The following is a 20999-nucleotide window of genomic DNA, read 5'->3' as shown; positions in this document are numbered from 1 at the left end:
GGATAGACCTATAAGTGTATTACTCTTGGATGATGAAGCGGATAAAATGATTGACTTTATTCAAGAAGCAAAAAGTGAGCGGGTGCTGATAAAAGAGAAGCTGACAAATGCTCAGGAGGGTATTCAAGAAATTCGAGATAATTATGACAAATATGATGCTGTAATTTTAGATGCACTATTCTTTGAAAAACCAGATTCAGCAAAATTACGAGATGCTGGTGCTCTTGCTGATACACTTGCTGAAATTAGTAGATTAGTTCATGTTGAAGAAAAGTATCTCCCCCATTGTATCTATACTGGACATTTTGATAAGGTAAATTCAGACACAGTTACGCGAAACAAAGAAGTGTTCGTCAAGGGCCGTGATCAGAAAAAGATGTTTGATTATTTAAAAGAAGAGGTTTCAAAATCCGATGATTATGCGATAAAAAATAAGTATAACGATGTGTTTGAAGTATTTGATCGAAGTTTTATGCCCATGGATAAGATGCCTGATTTAATAGAAATATTGGCTCAGCTTGAAAGTGATGCAAAGTATAATAGGGATGGAGCGTTCACTCCTTTAAGAAAAATGTACGAGGCTTTTGTTAAAAGCTTTTATGATGAAGCATACGCTAATGATCAGGACCAAGATCTGGTTCCCTTGGATCTTTTCTATGGTGATAACGATGAACGGGTAAATATTAAAGGTTCTTGGTTCTATTTTTCAGGGATGGAAATCAGAGATCGGAATGGAAGAACTATTGTTAGTCAAAGGTCAGAACCTGTTTTCCCAGAACACATAAAAAATTTAACAAGTGGATTTGTAGATTTGGTACAAACAGAATCTCATGACTATCCTGAACCAGTTACAAAGTATGCATATCGTTCAGCTGTTAATACTTTGTTAGAATTGTTATTGTGGTACAAAAACTTTTGCATCGAAAATTTTAAATAGAAATACGTTTGCGAATGGCTATTAAGAAAAGTGATCTATACAGTTCCATTTGGAAAAGCTGCGATGAGCTGCGCGGTGGGATGGATGCCTCCCAGTACAAGGATTATGTACTGACTATGCTCTTTATCAAATACGTATCTGATAAGTACGCAGGCCAGGAAGATGCCCTGCTTGTGATTCCGGAAGGATCCAGCTTTGAGGATATGGTCAAGCTCAAGAACAAAAAGGATATTGGAGACAAGATTAATAAGCAGATCATTGCTCCCATTGCCGAAGCCAATGATCTGAAAGGCGTTATCGACCAGACTGATTTCAATGATGACGAAAAGCTGGGTAGCGGAAAGGAAAAGGTAGAAAGGCTCACTAACCTGGTTGGAATCTTCCAGAATGAAGCGTTGAATTTTGCCGATAACCGCGCCGGTGGGGATGACTTATTGGGTGATGCCTATGAATACCTGATGAGGCACTTTGCTACCGAATCGGGCAAGAGCAAAGGACAGTTTTATACCCCTGCGGAGGTGTCCCGAATCCTGGCCAAGGTTGTAGGAGTAGAAAAGGCTGACAGCCCGACGGATACCGTTTATGATCCGACATGCGGAAGTGGATCGCTCCTGCTGAAAGTGGCTGATGAAGCGGATGTGGATATTACGATATACGGGCAGGAGATGGATAATGCGACCTCGGCCCTGGCCAAGATGAATATGGTGCTCCACAACCAGCCTACGGCGGTGCACAGTATCAAGCGGGGCAATACACTGGCCGATCCCAAATGGACTGACAACGGTTCCCTGAAACGCTTTGATTATGTGGTTGCCAATCCTCCCTTCTCCTACAAGGCCTGGACCAACGGGCTGGATCCGCAAAATGATTTTTACAATCGCTTTGACGGTTTTGGGGTACCGCCCAAGAGTAATGGGGATTACGCCTTTCTGCTGCATATCGTCAAGTCGATGAAGAATACTGGAAAGGCAGCGGTTATTTTGCCTCACGGAGTGCTGTTCCGAGGCAATGCCGAGGAGGAGATTCGTCGTAATCTTATTGAACGCGGATATATTAAAGGTGTGATTGGCTTACCCTCCAACCTGTTTTACGGTACCGGTATCCCTGCTTGCGTGTTGGTGCTGGATAAGAAACAGTCTGGAACGCGGGATGGTATCTTTATGATCGATGCCAGCGAAGGCTATAAGAAGGATGGCAACAAAAACCGGCTGCGGGAGCGGGACATCCACAAGATCGTAGATTATTTCCGAAGTCAGAGTGAGGCCGATGGTTATGCCCGGATGGTTCCATTTGAAGAAATTCGCGACAACGATTACAACCTAAACATTCCGCGCTATATTGATACGACCGAAGAGGAGGACAACCAGGATCTGGAAGCCCACCTGAAAGGCGGGATCCCTGAGCGGGATATTGACGAGCTGGACCGCTTCTGGCAGGTGTATCCCACGCTGAAAAAGGATCTGTTTGAACCGCTGCGGGAGGGATACGTTGAGCTAACGGTGGATAAGGACGCCATCAACGATACCATTTTTGCCCATCCGGAATTTCAGCAGTACCAACGGAAACTGGATCGGGTTTTCGAAGCCTGGGAGAAAGACCATTATGAGGAGTTGAAAGGGATCACCAAAGACACCAGTCCTACTGAATTTATCGAAGATCTTTCGGAGGATCTGCTCAAGGCCTACTCGGATACCACGCTCATTGACAAGTACGACATCTACCAGCACCTGATGGACTACTGGGCCGATACTATGAAGGATGACCTTTATATGATTGTTGAGGACGAATGGAAGGCCACGCTGGAGCCGGTGCGGACCAGCACGGGCAAGATCAAGAAGGGACAGTTTGAGTGTGAGCTAATTCCTAAACAGCTGGTGATCGATCGCTACTTCCCGGAGGAGCAGGCCGAAATTGAAGAGCTCAAACAGAAGCAGGAAACAGCTGACCAGACCATGGACGAACTGGAGCAGGAACATGCCCACGAGGATGGGTTGCTGGATAACTGTCTCAGTGATGCGGGCAATGTGACCAAAACCAACCTAAAGAGTCGGTTGAAGGAAATTAAAAACAGTCCCGATGATGCAGAGGAATACGAAATTGTCCGGGAGTATAAAGACGCCTATGATGCAGCTTCCAAGGCCAAAAAGAAAGTGAAGAAAGCTGAAAAAGCTCTTCGCAAAAAAGTAAATGAGAAGTATCCGGAACTAACGCCCGATGAAGTAAAAACACTGGTTGTGGATGACAAGTGGCTACCTGATATACAGGGTAAGATCGAGGATGAAGTGGAAGCGGTTTCTCGCAGCCTCACCCGACGTTTGAAGGAGCTGGCCAAACGCTACGATCGCGCCGTTGCTGAGATTGATTCAGAAGTGGAAACGCTGGAAGAAAAAATAAATAGTCACCTGGAAACGATGGGGGTTGCATGGAAGTAGTTACTGATAAACCAGCAAAAAATTCTGTTCCCGAAGAATATAAGCGGACCGAAGTTGGTGTGATTCCAAATGATTGGGAAATGAGACTTATAAAGGATTTAGCTCATATAGGGACTGGTGCTAAGAATACAGAGGATAAAATTGATGACGGTAGATACCCTTTCTTTGTACGCTCCTCAAAAGTTGAAAGAATAAACTCATATTCATTTGATGGGGAGGCAGTTTTAACGGCAGGTGATGGTGTAAACACTGGTAAGATATTTCATTATATCAATGGCAAGTTCGATTACCATCAGCGTGTTTACAAGATCAGTAACTTCAATAACGATATAGATGGATATTATTTCTACTTAGCATTTAGTCAATATTTTTATGAACGAGTGATGGGAATGACTGCAAAGTCTTCTGTTGATTCTGTTCGAATGGAGATGATTGCGGATATGAAGTTGCCATTTCCCCCAACCCTCGAAGAACAACAAGCCATCGCCGAGGCCCTTAGCGATGTGGATGCCCTGATCGCCGAACTTAATGCCCTCATCGAAAAGAAGCAGCAGGTCAAAAAAGGCACTATGCAGCAGCTGCTTACCGGTAAGAAACGGTTGCCCGGGTTTGATGGTGAGTGGGAGGAGAAAACATTGGGAGAAGTGTGTATTTCAATAAGTGACGGTACTCATTATACTCCCAGTTATGTTGATTATGGAATCCCATTCTATAGCGTTGAAAATGTTACAGCTGATAATTATTCCGATGTAAAATACATATCAAAAACAGAGCATGAAAAGTTAATTAAACGCTGCAAACCTGAAAGAGGGGATGTTCTCTTAACCAGAATTGGAACTCTTGGAAAAACTAAATTAATTGACTGGGACATTGACGCCAGTATCTATGTTAGTTTAGCTTTATTAAAATTGAGTGATAAAATTAACACTCAATATTTTTATCGCTATACCGAATCGGAGCAATTCGTTGAGGAGGTCAAAAAAAGGGCACTAACAAATGCATCTCCCCAAAAGATAAATATGGGGGAATTAGAAAAGGTGTCCATAGTTTTTCCTAAAGATGAAGAAGAACAAAAAGCCATTGCTCAGATCCTCAGTGACATGGATGCTGAGATCAAAGCGTTGGAGTCCAAGCGCGACAAGTACAAGCAAATTAAGCAGGGCATGATGCAGGAGCTGCTGACAGGGAAGACGAGGTTAGTTAAAGCCAAAGAAGAAAGAAAAGAACTTCAAGAATCCAAACAGATTTCTACTACTCATAGCTGGGCATTTAATGAGGCTGTAATAATTGCAACATTAGCTGATCAATTTGGTGATGATATAGCTTTTGGCCGTAAGCGGTATACAAAGTTATCATATCTTTTACACCGATATACTGATAATGAAGTGTCTGGATACCGAAAGAAAGCTGCCGGTCCATACAATCCAAAAACAAAATATGGGGGACCTGAACGAATAGCCTTAGAGAAAGAGTATATGGGAAAAGCTCAAAAAGGTAAGTATAAAGGCTTTGTATCCGGTGAAAATATAGAAGAAGCACAATCATATTTTGATAACTGGTATGGACAAGAAGCGATTAATTGGATTGATGAGAATTTCCGTTATCAGAGTAATGATGACCTTGAACTTTTAACTACTGTTGACAAAGCAAGGATAGAGTTGGGGAAAGAAGGTCAAGAAGTAACATTATCCACTGTTAAAGAAGTAATAGCATCTCATCCGGAATGGGAGTCTAAACTTGAACGAGATATATTTTCCGATGAGAATATAAAGAGAGCTATTAATGAATCTTATGAGTTGTTCGGGTAACTAATTATTTGCTTCTATGGGTATTTCGAATAAAAAAGTTTCGGCTTTTACTTGTAAGACTCATAATCTGCTAACAGGTAAGATCCATGAGAGCGGGAAATTTGGTTATCCACTGAGAATCGACCGGTATCAACGTCCTTATGTCTGGGATCAGAGAAAGATTGTTCAATTACTCCAGGACTTGAAAAGTCATACGAAGGGAGCCTATTACCTGGGTAGCATTTTGCTGCATGAGCACCATGAAAAAGAAGGACTTTATATCATCGATGGCCAGCAGCGGCTTACTACATTATTATTACTCTATCAAATCCTTTGTGATAGTCAGATCGATACAGAGAGAATGCAGCTTAGCTACTACCACCAAGAGTCATACAAAAATATTAAGTCGGCCAAGGAACACATTCAAGATTTTATATCCAATCGAGATGGTAAACAAGGAGTTAGAAGTTCTTTGAATGAACTGGAGATTACGATCATTGAAACCGATGATATTGACTTGGCTTTCACCTTTTTTGACAGTCAGAACAGCCGGGGCGTCCGGTTAAGATCCACGGATCTGTTAAAGTCATTTCACCTGCGGGAAATAAATCAACTGGACTCGGAGGATCATCAGGATAGAAGGTATCTTGAAGAAAACAGTGCTAAACGGTGGGAGCACTTACAGACCTTCAAAGGCATTTTGAGTTCCGAGCATGATTTTGCTTTCGAGCTTTTCCATAAGCTCCTTTGGCGTGCCCGACGATGGAAGGGGGAAGACGTTGAAAAAGAAAACCGGGATCTGGTAATTGAAGAATTTCAAGATGGGGCGGTCAGATCCCAGGGGCGGGAAATCCCATTGTATCCCAATCGGCAGAACATGCTGAGCGAAAAACTGGTGGAATCCAGAGAGGGTGGATTGCAACGAGCCGGCAGCAATATTAAAGTCTCCGAAAAAAGTTCGCTGCTCCCATTCACATTACGCCAACCTATCCACAGTGGACTTCACTACTTTTTATTTGCCGAGAAGTATGCTGAGCTATTATATGAACTATTTCGTGAAGATACCGAGGATCAAGAGATCAAGAATTTTCGGGATTACTTCGATGCTATAGTTGAAGAGAACTCCTACTACTTGAAAGAACTATTTCTGGTCTGTTCGGTTACGTATTACGATAAATACGGCTCAGATCGGTTGTTTGAATTTGCTGAGTTGCTGGGCTTGGCCCACGGAATAAAACGGCTGGAGCAGTACTACATATTTCGACAGTCGGCCCTGAAATATATTCGCGAGTATAACCTTGTTGATGTCATTACACATTCCTTTCGTCCTGTTGAAGTGTTAGAATCGTTAAAGCAGCATGTTTTATCTGACCGGGAGCAACGGTTAACACGCCACGTTGATCTTACCGATGAAGATTATGATGGAGTATTGGATAAAAGTGGAGTCAATGAACGGTGTTTTAATGGTTTCCACAGGTATTATGACATTTGGTGGGATAAAATGACTGGAGATGACGGGGATGATCTTGATTTGACCAAGTTTGCTAAAAAAGTAATCAAACGGAGTAAGGGTAATGCAAATGAATGATCTTGCATATCGATCACAGCCTATTACGGTAGATCAGATTATTAAAGAGGGGATCTTTTTTAAAATCCCGATCTATCAGCGCCTGTATGTGTGGGAAAAAGAACAGATCCATGCTTTGCTGTCGGATATAGTTTCGAGCTATCAAAAAAATAATCCAGGAGAAGATTCGATCTTTTACCTGGGAAATGTCATAGTTAAGGAAGATGTCAGAGATGGAAAGACATTCTACGAGCTTATTGATGGACAGCAGAGATTCACTACGCTATGGCTTTTGTCTATCTACCTGCAAAATGATCTCAAGGAGTATGCTTTTCCGGAGAACGGCGCGCCGGGAAAGAAAGATCAGATCCCGTTGCGGATTGAGTTTGATATTCGAGATCAGGTATCAGAGTTCATGAGGGAGATCGTCGAACACTACGACGACTACGAGGAAGCACCTGAACTTGATCTGGAATATCTGGTCCAAAAAAATCCAGAAAAGGGATTTGATACCGGGGCGTTGGATCCACTGGCAAACGCTTTTAAAGAAATCGATGCATTCTTCACCAATTATCTGGATGAAGAGCAGAAAGAGGAGATAAGCAGCTACATTCGGAATCAGGTTCAGATGGTAAAAACGATCGTCCCAGACAATGCCGATCTGAATAAATTATTTGAGGTCTTGAACAACCGGGGTGTCCAGCTTGAGCATCATCAAATCCTGAAAGCCCGGATACTTGAAACGATGCATAAAGGAAGAGAGATCCTGGAGTATAGTATGGATCACTACGCCACGCTTTGGGATAGTTGTTCCGGCATGAACGAATTTATTGAAAAGGGATTCCAGGATGCCACCGGCAAGCGTCTTACCGAGCTGGAGTCGTATACGAAGGTCGAGAATTATACAATTTATAAGGATGCTAATACAGTACTGGGCGATTTAAAAAGATTAGATCACTCCAAAGAAGGAAACAGTGGGGTTAGTAATCAGCGTGAGGAGTTTGATGGCGATGGATTAAGACTCCAGGAGGTGCTCAACAAAGAGTTATCAGAAGAAGAACAGTCCGATCAATCGGACGAGGATGTTTTAGATGAGCGTTCGCAGGAGATCAAGAGCATAATCAATTTCCCCATGTTTTTACAACATACCCTACGGATATATTTGAAAGAGCGCGGCTGGGGGGACATCGAACGGATTCTTGACAAAGAGTTACTGCATACCTTTGAAGAATATTTCTTTGAAAGATTGGATGAGATAAAAAATGAAAAAGAAAGAGCCCGGGAAGTAGCAGCTTTTATTCAGTTGTTATGGGAGGTCCGTTTTGTCTTTGATGAATACATAGTGAAGTGGATAAAGGATGAGAGTACAGATATTCTCAAACTCTGCAAGCTTTATGAGAAACCGGACAAGGATAAAATATATCTCTACCGACAAACCAAAGAATACAAACCGGAATTAAGCCAGCTCCAACGTCAGCTCTATCACTCACAGGAGATGCGTACGTTCTACTGGCTTACTCCTTTTTTATACTTCCTTCATTCCAATTATAAGAAGCTTATAAAAGATGATCGGGTTGGCTTGGATCGTATTTATTTGCAATATCTGGATAATCATTTATTAAATATCGATACCAAGATGGAGGATGATCCTCTGATTGAAAGAACGTCTGTATTTATGGATGAGATAAAGAATCAAAATATTAGCGGCCAGCAGAAATATGAGCCCACGAATTATTTGCTTGAAGAGCCAATGGGACTACAATTCCCACATTACTGGTTCTATAAACTTGAATATCTGTTATGGCGCAAGATGAAGAAGGAGCGTAGCGAGGAAAAGATTACTTCATTTAAGATAACAGCAAAAAATTCGGTTGAACACATAGCTCCACAAAATCCGAGAGGAGGAAAGACAAAAAAAGAACTTCCAAAAGAGTTATTGGATTCATTTGGCAACTTAGCCTTGGTTTCTCGTAGCCTTAATTCTTCACTTAGTAATTCCACTTACAAGGTAAAGAAAGAGAAGTTCAATGAGTCGAATGAGGTTCGCAATCGTATTGAATCTCTTAAACTGTTGCGGGTTTATGAAAGCGATAAAGATGATTGGCAGGAGGAAGTAATTAAGCTGCACAAAAATGAGATGACCCAATATTATGATGAATACTTGGAAACGTGTAAAAGGGAATATGAGAAGCTGAGAGCTTTATGAGGTTTTTGCTGTATGACTGATGAAAATTCATTATTTAAAAATAGTGCTGTTTTATTAAATAGTGTGGTTCTTATTTAACTTTATCGGGATAAACTTAAATAGCGAATGAGTGACGTTGGACAAATAGAACGCAATGCCCAAAACCGGATAGTCAAGCTATTTCAGGAGCGATTGGACTACGATTATTTGGGAAACTGGGAAGAGCGGGAGAACAATAGAAATGTGGAGGAGGAGCTGCTCCGCCGTTTTTTAAACCGGCAGGGCTATGATAAACCGCTTATTGATAAGGCCATATTTGAGTTGGAACGGGCAGCCCAGTCCCAAGCCGATTCGCTCTACAATACCAACAAGGAAGTGTACAGGTTGCTTCGCTATGGAACCGAGGTACGGGCTTCCCAGGGAGAAAATAAACAAACGGTTCACTTTATCGATTGGCAGGATCCGCTGAATAATGATTTTGCAATTGCCGAGGAGGTATCGGTTCTTGGAGAGTTTGATAAACGTCCTGATATAGTGCTGTACGTCAACGGAATTGCTGTGGGTATTTTGGAGCTCAAACGTTCCAAAGTTTCCGTCAATAAAGGCATCCGGCAAAACCTGGACAACCAGAAGCCGGAGTTCATCAAATCCTTCTTTAATACCATACAGCTGGTGATGGCCGGTAACGATACCGCTGGCCTGCGGTACGGGACCATCGAAACCCCGGAGAAATATTATCAAAAATGGAAAGAAGAGACCGATGAGGAGTTTGATTACCTACTCGACAAACACTTGGTCCAGCTATGTAATAAAGAAAGGTTAATCGAGCTCATCCATGACTTTGTGCTCTTTGATGCGGGAGCGAAGAAAATATGTCGGCCGCACCAGTATTTTGGCGTTAAAGCCTCCCAGGAGAATGTGACAAAACGTGAAGATGGAATTATCTGGCATACCCAAGGAAGCGGCAAGAGCCTAACAATGGTTTGGCTGGCCCAATGGATCCGCGAGCATGTGGATGATTCGCGCGTGTTGGTCATTACCGATCGTATCGAACTGGACAAACAAATTGTACGGGTTTTTGATGATGCCGGTGAATCAATGGAGCGCGCCGAGAGCGGTTCTGACCTAATCGACAAGCTCAATAAAAATGAGTATCCCCTGATTTCCTCACTGGTCCACAAGTTCGGCACCAAAGATGAAGGGGAGTATGAAAGCTACATTAAAGAGATCCGCCAAAACCTGCCCAAGGATTTCAAGGCTAAAGGCGACATTTATGTTTTTGTAGATGAATGTCACCGCACGCAATCTGGCAAGCTACACCGGGCTATGAAAACCATCCTGCCCGATGCCATGTTTATCGGATTCACGGGTACACCTCTGCTCAAAAACGACAAGAAGACCAGCTTGGAGGTGTTTGGGCCCTATATCCATACCTACAAGTTTGATGAAGCGGTCGAGGATAACGTTGTACTGGACCTGCGCTATGAAGCTCGCGACATAGATCAGAAGATTACCGACCAGGAAAGCATCGACGAGTGGTTTGAAAAAGAGACCGAAGGCCTCAACGATGTGGCGAGGGAAGAACTGATGAAACGCTGGGGAACCATGAAGAAGCTGCTCAGCTCCAAAGACCGGTTGCAAAAGATTGTCTATGATATTGTTAAGGATTTCAAGATTAAGGATCGGCTTTGTACCGGACAAGGGAATGCCCTGTTGGTGGCCAATAGCATCTATGATGCCTGTAAGTTTTATGAACTGTTCCAGGAGCACGAGTTGGGTAAATACTGTGCTATTGTTACCTCCTATAATCCAAGTATTGACAAAGTAAAGGGAGAGTCAACCGGCGCGGGTGATACCGAAGAGCTGCATAAGTATAAGGTGTACCAGGATATGCTGGACGGAAAGAGTACTGAGCAGTTTGAGGAAGATGTCAAAAAGAAATTTGTGAACGAGCCCGCTCAAATGAAGCTGCTCATTGTAGTCGATAAGTTGCTTACCGGCTTCGACGCACCACCGGCCACCTACCTGTATATCGACAAGCCGATGCAGGATCACGGGCTATTCCAGGCAATCTGCCGCGTTAACCGATTGCATACCGAAGATAAGGAGTACGGTTATGTGGTTGACTATAAGGACCTGTTTAAAAGCCTGGAGCAGTCCATTGCTGATTATACCTCCGAAGCCTTTGAAGGATATGACAAGGATGATGTAGAAGGACTGCTAAAAGATCGGTACGAGCAGGCCCGTAATAAACTGGATGAAGCATTAGATGCAGTGGAAGCACTCTGCGAACCGATCCACCCGAAAACCACCAAGGAGTTTATTCGATATTTTTGCGGTGATCCTGAAAATGAGGATGACCTCAAAGAAACCGAAGAGCAGCGGACTACGCTTTATAAGCTGACCGCCTCCCTGATTCGAGCCTATACTGACATTGCCAATGAGATGCTGCGCGCCGGATATACGAAGCAGGAAGCCATCGAGATCAAACAGCAAGTCCAGTTCTATTCCGATGTTCGTGATGAGGTGAAACATGCCAGTGGTGATTATATCGATTTGAAAACCTACGAGCCGGGGATGCGTCAGCTGATCGATATGTATATCAGTGCTGAACCGAGCGAGAAGATTTCAGCACTGGATGATTTGTCACTTATCGAGCTTGTAGTACAACGAGGAGAAGATGCGGTGAACGAGTTGCCCGAAGGAATACGCAACGATCCGGAAGCTGTGGCCGAGACGATTGAGAATAACATCCGTAAGCGCATTATCGAAGAGCGACCAACGAATCCGAAGTACTTTGAGAAGATGTCGGATATTTTGGAAGAGTTGATCTTAAAGCGCAAGCAGCAGGCGTTGGATTACAAGAAATATCTACAGGAGTTGGTTGAACTGACCAAAAAGGTCAAACAGCTCAATGGGCAGGATTATCCAGAACAGATTAAAACATCTGGGCAGAAAGCCTTGTATGACAACTTGAATAACGATGATGAGCTTGCCAAAGTAGTTGATAAAACCGTTAAATATACCGCCAAAGATGGATGGCGCGACAATAAAATCAAGGAGCGGGAAGTTAAACGAGCGATTAAGCAAAAGCTGCCAGAGAAATTTAACGTACAGGAAGTCTTAGATGTAATTAAGAACCAGGATGAATACTGAGCAAACACAAATTACTGTTTCCGGTATTGATATAGATGTCATAAAGAAAGACATCAAGAATATGCACTTGTCGGTCCATCCGCCAACGGGACGGGTACGTATCTCCAGTCCGAAGGAGATGGAAACAAAGTCGATTCGTCTGTTTGCCGTTTCGAAACTCGGCTGGATCAAAAAGCATATCCGAAATATGCAGGAGCAAGATCGTCAGCCGGAACGAGAGTACATCCAGCGGGAAAGTCATTACTTTCAGGGTCAACGGTATTTGTTAAATATTATAGAACATGATGCCCCACCCAAGGTTGAGATCCGAAACAAAAAGTATATGGATCTGTATGTGCGGCCCGGAAGCGATAGAGAGAAGAAGAGAGAGGTGGTCAAAGAGTTTTACCGTTCGGAATTAAAAAAGCAGATCCCTCCGCTTATCGAAAAATGGGAAGAAAAAATGGGCGTTCAGGTTAACGATTGGCTTGTTCGCCAAATGAAAACGAAATGGGGATCATGCAATACAGATGAGGGACGTATCATACTTAACCTGGAGCTGGCAAAAAAGGCTCCAGAATGCTTGGAGTATGTAGTGGTACATGAGATGGTCCACCTGCAAGAACGGCTTCATACGGAGCGATTTAAAGCTCTCTTGGAGAAATATATGCCCAGCTGGAAGGAACGGCGCGAGGAGTTGAATGAGCTGGTGTTTTGAGTGAGAGCAAAAGTTATTACCGGAACAGATTAACTATTACATATAAGTCAATAGGGAGTTATAGGGATGTATTTAAATATTTATGAACCTTATTTAATTACTCCATTAAAGCGGTTTTGTAACCCTATGTATTTTTCGAATAAATTCTAAATCCTTCATTGACCATTCACGACCTTTTATAGGGTGCATTACTGAATTTCTGATGGTATTTAGTTTATTTAGGGATCTTTTAAATTCATTTTTATTACTTGCCCACTCTTTTGGCAAAGATCTCGTAAAAAGCGACCAATGACTGGATACAATTTTCTTTAGATCAATAATGTATGTATAGTTATAAAAATCTGTTGGATTTGAGTCCTCTTCACGTCGTACAGCACAAGATTTTCTTATATTTTTTGGGATTTCTCGCCACCAATTCATTTCACCTTTCCCAAACTCTTTTATAAGCTCAAACTTGATAAAATTATGTAATGTAATTTCTATTTCTCTTATATATTCATACATATCCCCATAAAACTTATCTTCGCTATCCAAAGAGTTAAAGAGTTCTATGTAATCAGCATCCAACCCTTTTTTGGTCATTTTTAGTTGAATTTCATGAATGTTGGTTCCATCATCATGAAGCTTACTTACATATGACCTAACCTCTTCTGGTATCGAAAAATATAAGTCAGACCTTTTTAAAGTGCCTTCTCCAATGGCTTCATTTACAGATCTTCTTAGAGCGACCATAGTACATTCGAATTTTTTGCAGATCTCTGTAGGTGAGTCACCATCTTTAAAACTTTTGATAATTCGTTCTTTCTTTGTTTTAGTAGCCATAAGTCACTGTTCAATTATGCAGTTGTTTGATAAACCATTCATGAATTTCGAAGAATTTCTCAAGATTATCTCCTTGTTGAAGAATATTGAACTGAACACTTGGTCTTTTATTTATATCATCTTTGTTGAGGGAAATGCCCTTTATTTGCTTAAACTTTTCGAGCATTTCTAACCGTAATTCTTCTGAATCAAACGGTTTTTTATAAGAATGCCACTGAAAGTATAGCTCTACATATCCTGTAGTCCACACAGCAAAGGGATAATGTTCTTTCCCGTCTTTTTCAATAACGGGTATCATCGATCCCATAGTTTTGCCACGACCATATCCAAGTTGATCACAGGTATTCTCTGCCCACGCGAATATCTGCTTTGCAAGGTCAACCTGCTCTTGTGAAACGTTTTTTCTTAATTCTTCAAAAAAGGTTTCCTTCGTCCAGGGTTCTCGCTTGCTGTATGAGGTCGATTTTCGTTTCTCTGCATCAGAAGTATTGCCATACAGTCTTGGAACCAGTGTTTGCAAACCATCAGCTTTAAACTGTCTTATTTCGAGGGCAAGTACTTCTGCTGGATCCATCTGTTCATTTAAAAACTCGACGATCCGTTTTAATTCAATTGGTATTTTATCCGCTAAAAAGATCATACGAACTTTGCCAGCGGTAAGATTGGTTTTTACGCGATCCCAATAAGTCTCATATTCAGCATCGAATAAATTTTTGATGAGTTGTACGGGATCTTCATTCTGGGTTTCACAACGATTTTCAAGTACAGAAATAATTTGTTCTACCGGCCAATAGGTTATTGCATTGGCAGCATAATCTAACATCTGACCGACTACCTCCCTTCGAATACGGGTATCACTACTACGTTTAACCTCAACAAGGGTTGGAATACCATCTTGATCCAGGAAAAGATGATCAAGTGACCAGCGACCTCCTCCTTTCTCTTCCCCAGGAATGCCTACCTCACGGTCAACTAATAACCAAGATCTTGGCACTTCTGGATCAATTAATTTACCGGAAAGCAAGTTGGGATAGTTTTCAAGGAGCTCTTGAAAGATGTCTTCACTTTGAAAATCAGTTTCTTCAAGTTCTACTAATTCATTTTTCTTATTGATTAGAAATATTCCTGTAGGCATGGATGATGTTTTATTGTTATGGCTTAATAAGTTGAATCATAAATTATACCTAAAATTTAACCCCCAAATTCTACTTATGGTCTTCAATTATTTTTGCAATAGGATCTAATGATCCATTCGGGTCCGTTATAATATTTTGTTGTATCTCTGTTGCAAGTTCCTTTTTACCTTTTGTCATACCGAAAGCCATTCCAATTACAAAACCAATACAAAATGCGGCTCCTATCAAATAATACATAACTTTACAGGTTAAGAATGGGTGGGTTGCTAATATTAATTTCTTTCTTCTTCCTGGAGATATTCTTCTCGCAAATCTGCAATAAGATTTCCTTCCTTCGTTTTCCAACTTGTCCAACCATTAACTGTTTGACGATCACTACCCGCATCTTGAATACCTGCTAATGCAGCATAGCTTGGACTGCTAAATTTTTGGCCCAGTAACTCCAACGATCCGTCATCATGAACTAAAGCTGAATATCGCTTTTGTTCACCATTTCTGGGTTTGTAGTCCATATTTAATTGTTCATTTACTGAAATTAATCCTGCCTCAATTAGATCTGAAATTGACACATCATATCTTGTAATTTCCTGTCCTGATTTATCAACTCCTTCTTCTTTTTCAGTGTCAACTTCTGGTTTGAACTCCTCTGGAAATTCATAAACCACGTTTGATGAGTTTTTAAACTCTACAAACTTTGAGATAACCCAGAGCTTAACATTATATTTTAAAGTTCTTGCCCATTCTTTTAAGTCAGAAGAAATGTTGTCAATCGGAACACCAATGACTGGTTCCTTTTCTAAAATATCTTGGATAACCTTTCTAACATTTAGTTCTTTAATTCCAAGCTCCTGAAATTTTTCTTTGGTTGTTTCATCACTTGAATAAGTTTCGACAGCTAAATCTTGAATAACTTTTTTTGAATAGGGTTGTAGAGAGGCAATAACTTGTTTGGAAACTTGTGGTGCAATGTGATTCCAAACTGTGTGATGTAGCAACTCAGCTTCAACTAAGTACCATTTTTGGGATGCTAAATCTATGGCAAATCCATCGGGGATAGTTCCTGCACCATCACCTGTTTTAATTTTCTTTTTGGGTAAATAAATAGAAGAAGGACCAAAAATGTGCTCGTAATTATCTATGATTACTTGTTCAAGTTCAGCCTCATTGTCAAACGGTGACTTGATGAATTTTTTGTCGTTTAAAATCAGCATTGAATAGTGGTTAATTTAACTTTGACCTAAAGGTCCTGTATAAGCTTAACTGGTAGGTACCGGAGTTAAAATGCATGCATATGAAAGAGTAACTAATAAAAGATAAGCAGGGAAGAAAGGGTGAATCCTGGATTGATGTTGATTAAAAGATGAATTAAGAACTAAAATTAGTATTCTTGTGAATTAAAAGGGCTATAAAAGTAGTCTCATCCATAGATTTAAAATTTTTAAAAATGAATGTATTTATTCCTACTAAAGAGGAGTTTGAAGAAGCTATTTATAAAGCTGTCAGAAAAGTAATGCGAGAAGAAATGCCTGCACTAATACGAAAAGCAACCAGGAAGAAGTGGCTAACAACTAATGATGTGATGGATATGCTTCAATGTTCGCGCCGGCAAGTTCAGTATTTAAGAGATAGCCGACAAATACCCTTTTCACAGAATGGTCGAACTATACGGTATGATATTGAGGATGTAGAGGCTTTTTTGAACGGTGGTAAAGTAAACAAAAATTGAAACATCTATTTACTATCGTACGAAAGGCCAATGGCGAATCCTATCATATTCTTCTCCGGATCCGAAAATCAAGAATACAGCAACCAGGACGGCAAGAATTATAGCGAGTAGTGATAAAACGGGATTGTCGTCTAAGAATGGGAATATGGAAAATATAGTCGTTATTAGGACACCGATAAATGCTAACAGATAAAACAATCCTATTATTAATAGTGGTATCATAAAGAATATGAATCCTAATCCCAGAATAGGATTAGGGAATGAAAAATCAGCAATTTCAATTGTTGGTCCTGAATAAAACGCACCAATAAGTATCATTACAAAGCCAGTAATGAAAAGAAATATAAGAGATCTACTTACATACTTTTTTGCCTTATTTTTCAACTTCGCATATTTCATTAATAGCATCTATTCTAATAAACCAGTTAAGTTTCTGTACCATAGATTTTTCTGAATTCCTGTTCAATTTCTAATCTAATTTGCTTCACCTCCTCAAGTATGGGATCAAGTTCATCTTTTTCCCATAGACCAGCAATATAAGTGCCATGATTAACCTCTTTATTCCTCTTTATATCTTCTGGAGATAAATCAAAAAGCCCATTATGGTAAATTTTGATAAAGTTATCGATTGAACCAATCATGTCATCTACTTTCTTTCCTAACTCTTCTGAAAATATTAGTCTGTTTTTTTGGAATACTATTTTGAACTCATGTCTGAATTTTATCAGTAGCTCAACTTCTTCTTTTGGTTCAATTGGTTGAGTAAAATTTTCACCGCTTTTTATATAATCGAGATGCCCAGTCATCTTCTGAAACTTTTGATAAATCGTGTGAATAGCATCTAACTGTTTTTTATAAGTACTACCAAATTTAATTAGATCTTGATCGAGTGCCGCCTGAAATTCTTTTAGTGATTTTTGTGGTAATGATTCAATTGAGCTTTTCAAATAGCTAACTGACAACCAAATTATGAGTATGAGAATAATGAATAGTATTATTCCCCAAGTCCCAAAGACTGATTGAATTTGTTCTAATTTAGAAATTACGTTTTCAATATTTTCAATATCCATTAATTCTTGCCTTACATATTAAAATTATTTATTCCATTGGCTGACTAATTTAATTGATTGTCTAAACTTTCCAGGTATTGAAGTTAACCGATCAACTAAATTGAAGATATTGGATAGGCACTTATTATACTAAGAGGTTCCCAAATGTGTAAACTATGTGAGGCAGGTAACCAAGATTTCGCTGTCCCATAGCTGTCCCAGAACGATTTCATAAGTTTTGAGGGAGGAATAATTTGCAAACAAAAAAGCCGCTAACTCTTTGCGAGTCAGCGGCTTAGTTATTTGCGATCCGGACGAGATTCGAACTCGCGACCTCCTGCGTGACAGGCAGGCGTTCTAACCAGCTGAACTACCGGACCAAATGAGAGCCCAAATATAACGACCTTTTACCTCCTATGTCAAGCACAATTTACGCTATTTTCGGTCTTTTGATTCACATAGGGATTTTATTACTATAGATAAAAATTAAGCTAACATATTTTATGTATCAGCCCACATTTATTGAGGTTTCCCACGACATTAGTGTGGAGGTAAAACCCACCTATTTAGAAGAAGAATCCAGCCCTGTTGTCAATAAACATGTATTTGCTTACTTCGTTACGATTCGAAACATGGGGGATGAGCGTGTACAATTGTTAAGAAGGCACTGGAAAATTAAAGACTCCGGCGGCCAAGATCATGAAGTCGATGGAGTAGGAGTAATTGGATTACAACCAACGATTGATCCGGGAGGAGAGCATGAGTACAACAGCTTTTGTGTGCTAAAATCGTACCGCGGTAGTATGCGAGGGTATTACACCATGGAGCGTACTGACCAAAAGTTAATAAAAGTTCGAATACCGGAATTTTTACTTACCTCACACTTATTAAACTAAATAAAAAAGGAGGACCGCAAGTATCAGTTACGGTCCTCCGTCGGGATGGTGATGGGATGTATTAGGGATACATTACATCAACTGTTTAATTCCTTTTCTATTGCCCTTAAAATCTCATCGCTCTGCGGTTTAACGTCACTTCGGTAGCGATGGATTAGTTTTCCGTTCGTATCGATCAGGAATTTTTCAAAATTCCATTTTATTTCGCCGGTAAAGTCAGGATTATCAGCCGTTGTTAAATAAGAAAACAAAGGATGCTGATCATCACCTTTGACTGATACCTTTGAAAACATCGGAAAACTCACATCATAGTTCACTTTACAAAACTGTTTTATCTCTTTATCCGTTCCCGGTTCTTGTCCCCCAAAGTTATTAGCGGGAAAACCCAGCACCACAAGTTCCTCATTGCTGTATTTTTCATATAACGCTTGCAGTCCTTCATATTGTGGGGTATAGCCACACTCCGAAGCAGTATTGACAATTAATAAAACTTTTCCCTCATATTTATTCAGCGATGTCACTTCTCCATCAATGTTTGTAGTTTTGAACTCATGAACGGAATCTGTGGTTGTATCAGCAGTATGTAACGACATGGATAAAAGTATTATTAAGAGTCCTGCGGTTTTCATAGATTTTATACAATTAGTTAACGGATGATACATATGAAATGTAAAGCTACAACAAAGAATTCCCTTATTTTTGAAAAAAGATATAAAATATTAGTCTCCTTCTTATCGATTCTGTTTGTATTGATGGCGGGAAGCACAACAATGTTACAGGCACAAATGTTTTCGGTGGGAGAGTCAGGTTCTCGATACAGTGCTCCATTTTCGGAGGTTTATATTGGATTAGAATCGATGGAGGCTACCTATAAAGGAGCACAGAGTGTTAATAGTCAAGTGAGGCCGGGAGCATTTGAATATTCTGGACCGGTAATAAAAATGGGTTATAATACCACAGACCTTGATTTATTTCTTGCTACAGGTGGAAAAATTACCGGTGTAGATGAGGGCGCCTATTTTCATACGGGGGGTAATTTAGACTTTGGGATAAATCTATACCGTAGTCAAAAATTACTCCTGCAAATTCCACTTCGTTTATCATCCCGATACACTAATATTACAAACAATCAAACAATCAATTTTCAGTCAGTAAATAGGTTTCAGTATGGGATGATATCCGGCGGCGTGGGGGTTCGCGGAGAATTGCGTCCGACTAAAAAGATACGTGCAAGATTTGGGACGATACCGGGTTATGGGTTTTCTTTTGCCACGGGCGGATTTTTGGGTGGATCCATTGGCGTAGTAGATGCTTTTGGAAAGCTTTATATTGATCGACTATATAATAATTTGGGGTTATCAGTGGGTTATAAATATGATTTTCGTAGTTATGATGTTGAAGATGAAGTTTATGATTACGATTTAAGTGGACATAGTATCGAAATAGGAGTTACGTTTTAAACGGATGAAAACTGAAAAATTACTTTTAGAACTTGAAGAACTCGTTGAACAATTGGGCTATACCATCCGAAAGGAAAAAGGAACATTCCAGGGTGATTCTTGTGTGATGGAGGGACAAAAGTTGGTGGTTCTAAATAAAAAAAAGCCGGAGCAACAACAGGTGGGGTTATTGGCTCGTGTTCTAAAAGATAAAGATCAGGAATTAGCTGATATCTATATTAAGCCGGTAATTCGCAAGCAGCTCCAGGAACTTTGGGATCGGTTTGATAAGTACAAGGACAGCGAAATTGAAGAAATGGATATTGATATTTAGACAATGCAGTTAACGTTTTTAGGCACCGGCACTTCGATGGGGGTCCCAACAGCCGGGGGATTTGGAAAGGAACAAATTGATGGTGACCCGCGTAATATTCGCTGGCGGTGTTCGGCGTGGATACAAACAGAAGAATCGTCCATTGTTATTGATACAGGTCCGGAATTCCGACTGCAGACCATTCGTGCCAGCCTTTCGGAAATAGATTTAGTGCTGATTACGCATGAACATATGGATCATATTGCGGGGCTCGACGACCTGCGTCCGTTTTGTTATAAGCAGGAACAGAAAATTCCGGTATATGGCAGTGCTACCTGTTTAGATGCTATTCGCCGTCGGTTTGAGTATATGTTTGGTCACAATCGCTATCCTGGGGCGACAGATATCAACTTGCAGGAGATTAATGATTCCATCACTTTTCAAGATTTGGAAATTACTCCATTGCCGGCTACTCATGGCAAAGTTACCGTATTGGGCTATCGTGTGAATGATGTGTCTTATATTACAGATGTCAAGGAGCTGCATGAGTCAGCGAAAGAACGTATCCGCGGATCAAAAGTGATGGTGTTGGATGGTTTGCGATGGAAGCCGGAGCACCCTACGCATATGACTATTCCCGAAGCGGTGGATATTGCTAACGAGCTCAATATTCCTCAAACCTATCTCTGCCACATGAATTCGTATGTGAATCATGAGGAGTCTAATAAAAGACTGCCTGAACACGTGCGGCTGGCTTATGATCAGTTGACGCTCACCATTGCGTGATGTTGTTAATCGCCTAAACAACGATTTCTCACTACGCTATGCACGTTCGAAATGACAGTCGAGGTAATAAT

The 20999-nt window shown here is 40.7% G+C and carries 18 protein-coding genes and 1 tRNA gene; 12 read left to right on the top strand and 7 right to left on the bottom strand.

All coding sequences use genetic code 11. The features are described 5' to 3' along the window. Positions 1–25 precede the first annotated feature (25 nt). The 7 genes from CK503_RS04060 (at position 26) to CK503_RS04030 (ending at position 12761) form a co-directional block, all read left to right on the top strand. Positions 26–937: a hypothetical protein gene (locus tag CK503_RS04060; protein WP_217988326.1), complete on the top strand. Its 912-nt coding sequence runs from the start codon at positions 26–28 to the stop codon at positions 935–937. 14 nt (positions 938–951) lie between these two features. Then, positions 952–3369, top strand: coding sequence for a type I restriction-modification system subunit M (locus CK503_RS04055; RefSeq protein WP_095605505.1), 2418 nt, complete (start codon positions 952–954; stop codon positions 3367–3369). Continuing rightward, on the top strand, positions 3360–5177 hold the full coding sequence (locus CK503_RS04050; protein WP_095605504.1) for a restriction endonuclease subunit S: 1818 nt from the start codon (positions 3360–3362) through the stop codon (positions 5175–5177). Before CK503_RS04055 ends, CK503_RS04050 begins: the two co-directional genes overlap by 10 nt. A gap of 16 nt (positions 5178–5193) precedes the next feature. Beyond that, entirely contained in the window at positions 5194–6744 is a 1551-nt protein-coding gene (locus CK503_RS04045; RefSeq protein WP_095605503.1) for a DUF262 domain-containing protein, read from the top strand. Continuing rightward, positions 6737–8929 (top strand): DUF262 domain-containing protein, encoded by a 2193-nt coding sequence (locus tag CK503_RS04040; protein ID WP_176466204.1) that lies wholly within the window; start codon positions 6737–6739, stop codon positions 8927–8929. The genes CK503_RS04045 and CK503_RS04040 overlap by 8 nt, the downstream gene beginning before the upstream one ends. Positions 8930–9034: 105 nt before the next feature. After that, complete coding sequence (locus CK503_RS04035; RefSeq protein WP_095605501.1) at positions 9035–12064, top strand: type I restriction endonuclease subunit R; 3030 nt, start codon at positions 9035–9037, stop codon at positions 12062–12064. Further along, positions 12054–12761: a M48 family metallopeptidase gene (locus CK503_RS04030; protein WP_095605500.1), complete on the top strand. Its 708-nt coding sequence runs from the start codon at positions 12054–12056 to the stop codon at positions 12759–12761. The genes CK503_RS04035 and CK503_RS04030 overlap by 11 nt, the downstream gene beginning before the upstream one ends. Before the next feature lie 105 nt (positions 12762–12866). On the opposite strand, the gene CK503_RS04025 is transcribed toward CK503_RS04030, so the two are convergent. The 4 genes from CK503_RS04025 to CK503_RS04015 form a co-directional block, all read right to left on the bottom strand. Then, positions 12867–13583, bottom strand: a complete 717-nt coding sequence (locus CK503_RS04025) for a hypothetical protein (protein ID WP_095605499.1) — start codon at positions 13581–13583, stop codon at positions 12867–12869. Between the two features lie 10 nt (positions 13584–13593). Further along, the gene (locus tag CK503_RS04020; RefSeq protein WP_095605498.1) at positions 13594–14718 is read right to left on the bottom strand and encodes a PDDEXK family nuclease; all 1125 of its coding nucleotides are present in this window, start codon (positions 14716–14718) and stop codon (positions 13594–13596) included. Between the two features lie 70 nt (positions 14719–14788). Further along, complete coding sequence (locus CK503_RS16040; RefSeq protein ID WP_176466203.1) at positions 14789–14956, bottom strand: hypothetical protein; 168 nt, start codon at positions 14954–14956, stop codon at positions 14789–14791. 35 nt (positions 14957–14991) lie between these two features. Further along, positions 14992–15930: a restriction system modified-DNA reader domain-containing protein gene (locus CK503_RS04015; RefSeq protein ID WP_095605497.1), complete on the bottom strand. Its 939-nt coding sequence runs from the start codon at positions 15928–15930 to the stop codon at positions 14992–14994. A gap of 233 nt (positions 15931–16163) precedes the next feature. Here CK503_RS04015 and CK503_RS04010 point away from each other — a divergent pair, with 233 nt between their 5' ends. After that, complete coding sequence (locus tag CK503_RS04010; protein ID WP_095605496.1) at positions 16164–16445, top strand: helix-turn-helix domain-containing protein; 282 nt, start codon at positions 16164–16166, stop codon at positions 16443–16445. Positions 16446–16870: 425 nt separating this feature from the next. Here CK503_RS04010 and CK503_RS04000 read toward each other — a convergent pair whose 3' ends face one another. Both CK503_RS04000 and CK503_RS03995 read right to left on the bottom strand, forming a co-directional pair. Next, a complete protein-coding gene (locus tag CK503_RS04000) occupies positions 16871–17515 on the bottom strand; it encodes a hypothetical protein (protein WP_095605494.1) in 645 nt (214 codons plus the stop codon). Positions 17516–17800: 285 nt separating this feature from the next. Further along, positions 17801–17874, bottom strand: a tRNA-Asp gene (locus tag CK503_RS03995). A gap of 123 nt (positions 17875–17997) precedes the next feature. Between CK503_RS03995 and apaG the strand changes: the two genes are divergently transcribed. Then, on the top strand, positions 17998–18390 hold the full coding sequence (apaG, locus tag CK503_RS03990) for a Co2+/Mg2+ efflux protein ApaG (protein ID WP_095605493.1): 393 nt from the start codon (positions 17998–18000) through the stop codon (positions 18388–18390). Between the two features lie 77 nt (positions 18391–18467). On the opposite strand, the gene CK503_RS03985 is transcribed toward apaG, so the two are convergent. Beyond that, a complete protein-coding gene (locus CK503_RS03985; RefSeq protein WP_255233326.1) occupies positions 18468–18983 on the bottom strand; it encodes a glutathione peroxidase in 516 nt (171 codons plus the stop codon). Positions 18984–19052: 69 nt separating this feature from the next. Between CK503_RS03985 and CK503_RS03980 the strand changes: the two genes are divergently transcribed. From CK503_RS03980 to CK503_RS03970, 3 genes are read left to right on the top strand one after another with little or no spacing between them, the layout of a single operon-like run. Then, positions 19053–19850, top strand: coding sequence for a hypothetical protein (locus CK503_RS03980; RefSeq protein WP_095605491.1), 798 nt, complete (start codon positions 19053–19055; stop codon positions 19848–19850). A gap of 4 nt (positions 19851–19854) precedes the next feature. Next, positions 19855–20163, top strand: a complete 309-nt coding sequence (locus CK503_RS03975) for a hypothetical protein (RefSeq protein ID WP_095605490.1) — start codon at positions 19855–19857, stop codon at positions 20161–20163. Positions 20164–20166: 3 nt separating this feature from the next. Beyond that, positions 20167–20928: an MBL fold metallo-hydrolase gene (locus CK503_RS03970; RefSeq protein WP_095605489.1), complete on the top strand. Its 762-nt coding sequence runs from the start codon at positions 20167–20169 to the stop codon at positions 20926–20928. The last annotated feature ends 71 nt before the right edge of the window (positions 20929–20999 follow it).

Source organism: Fodinibius salipaludis, from assembly GCF_002287075.1.
GTDB classification, from domain to species: domain Bacteria; phylum Bacteroidota; class Rhodothermia; order Balneolales; family Balneolaceae; genus Fodinibius; species Fodinibius salipaludis.
This window is presented reverse-complemented; position numbering and strand designations above follow the sequence as displayed.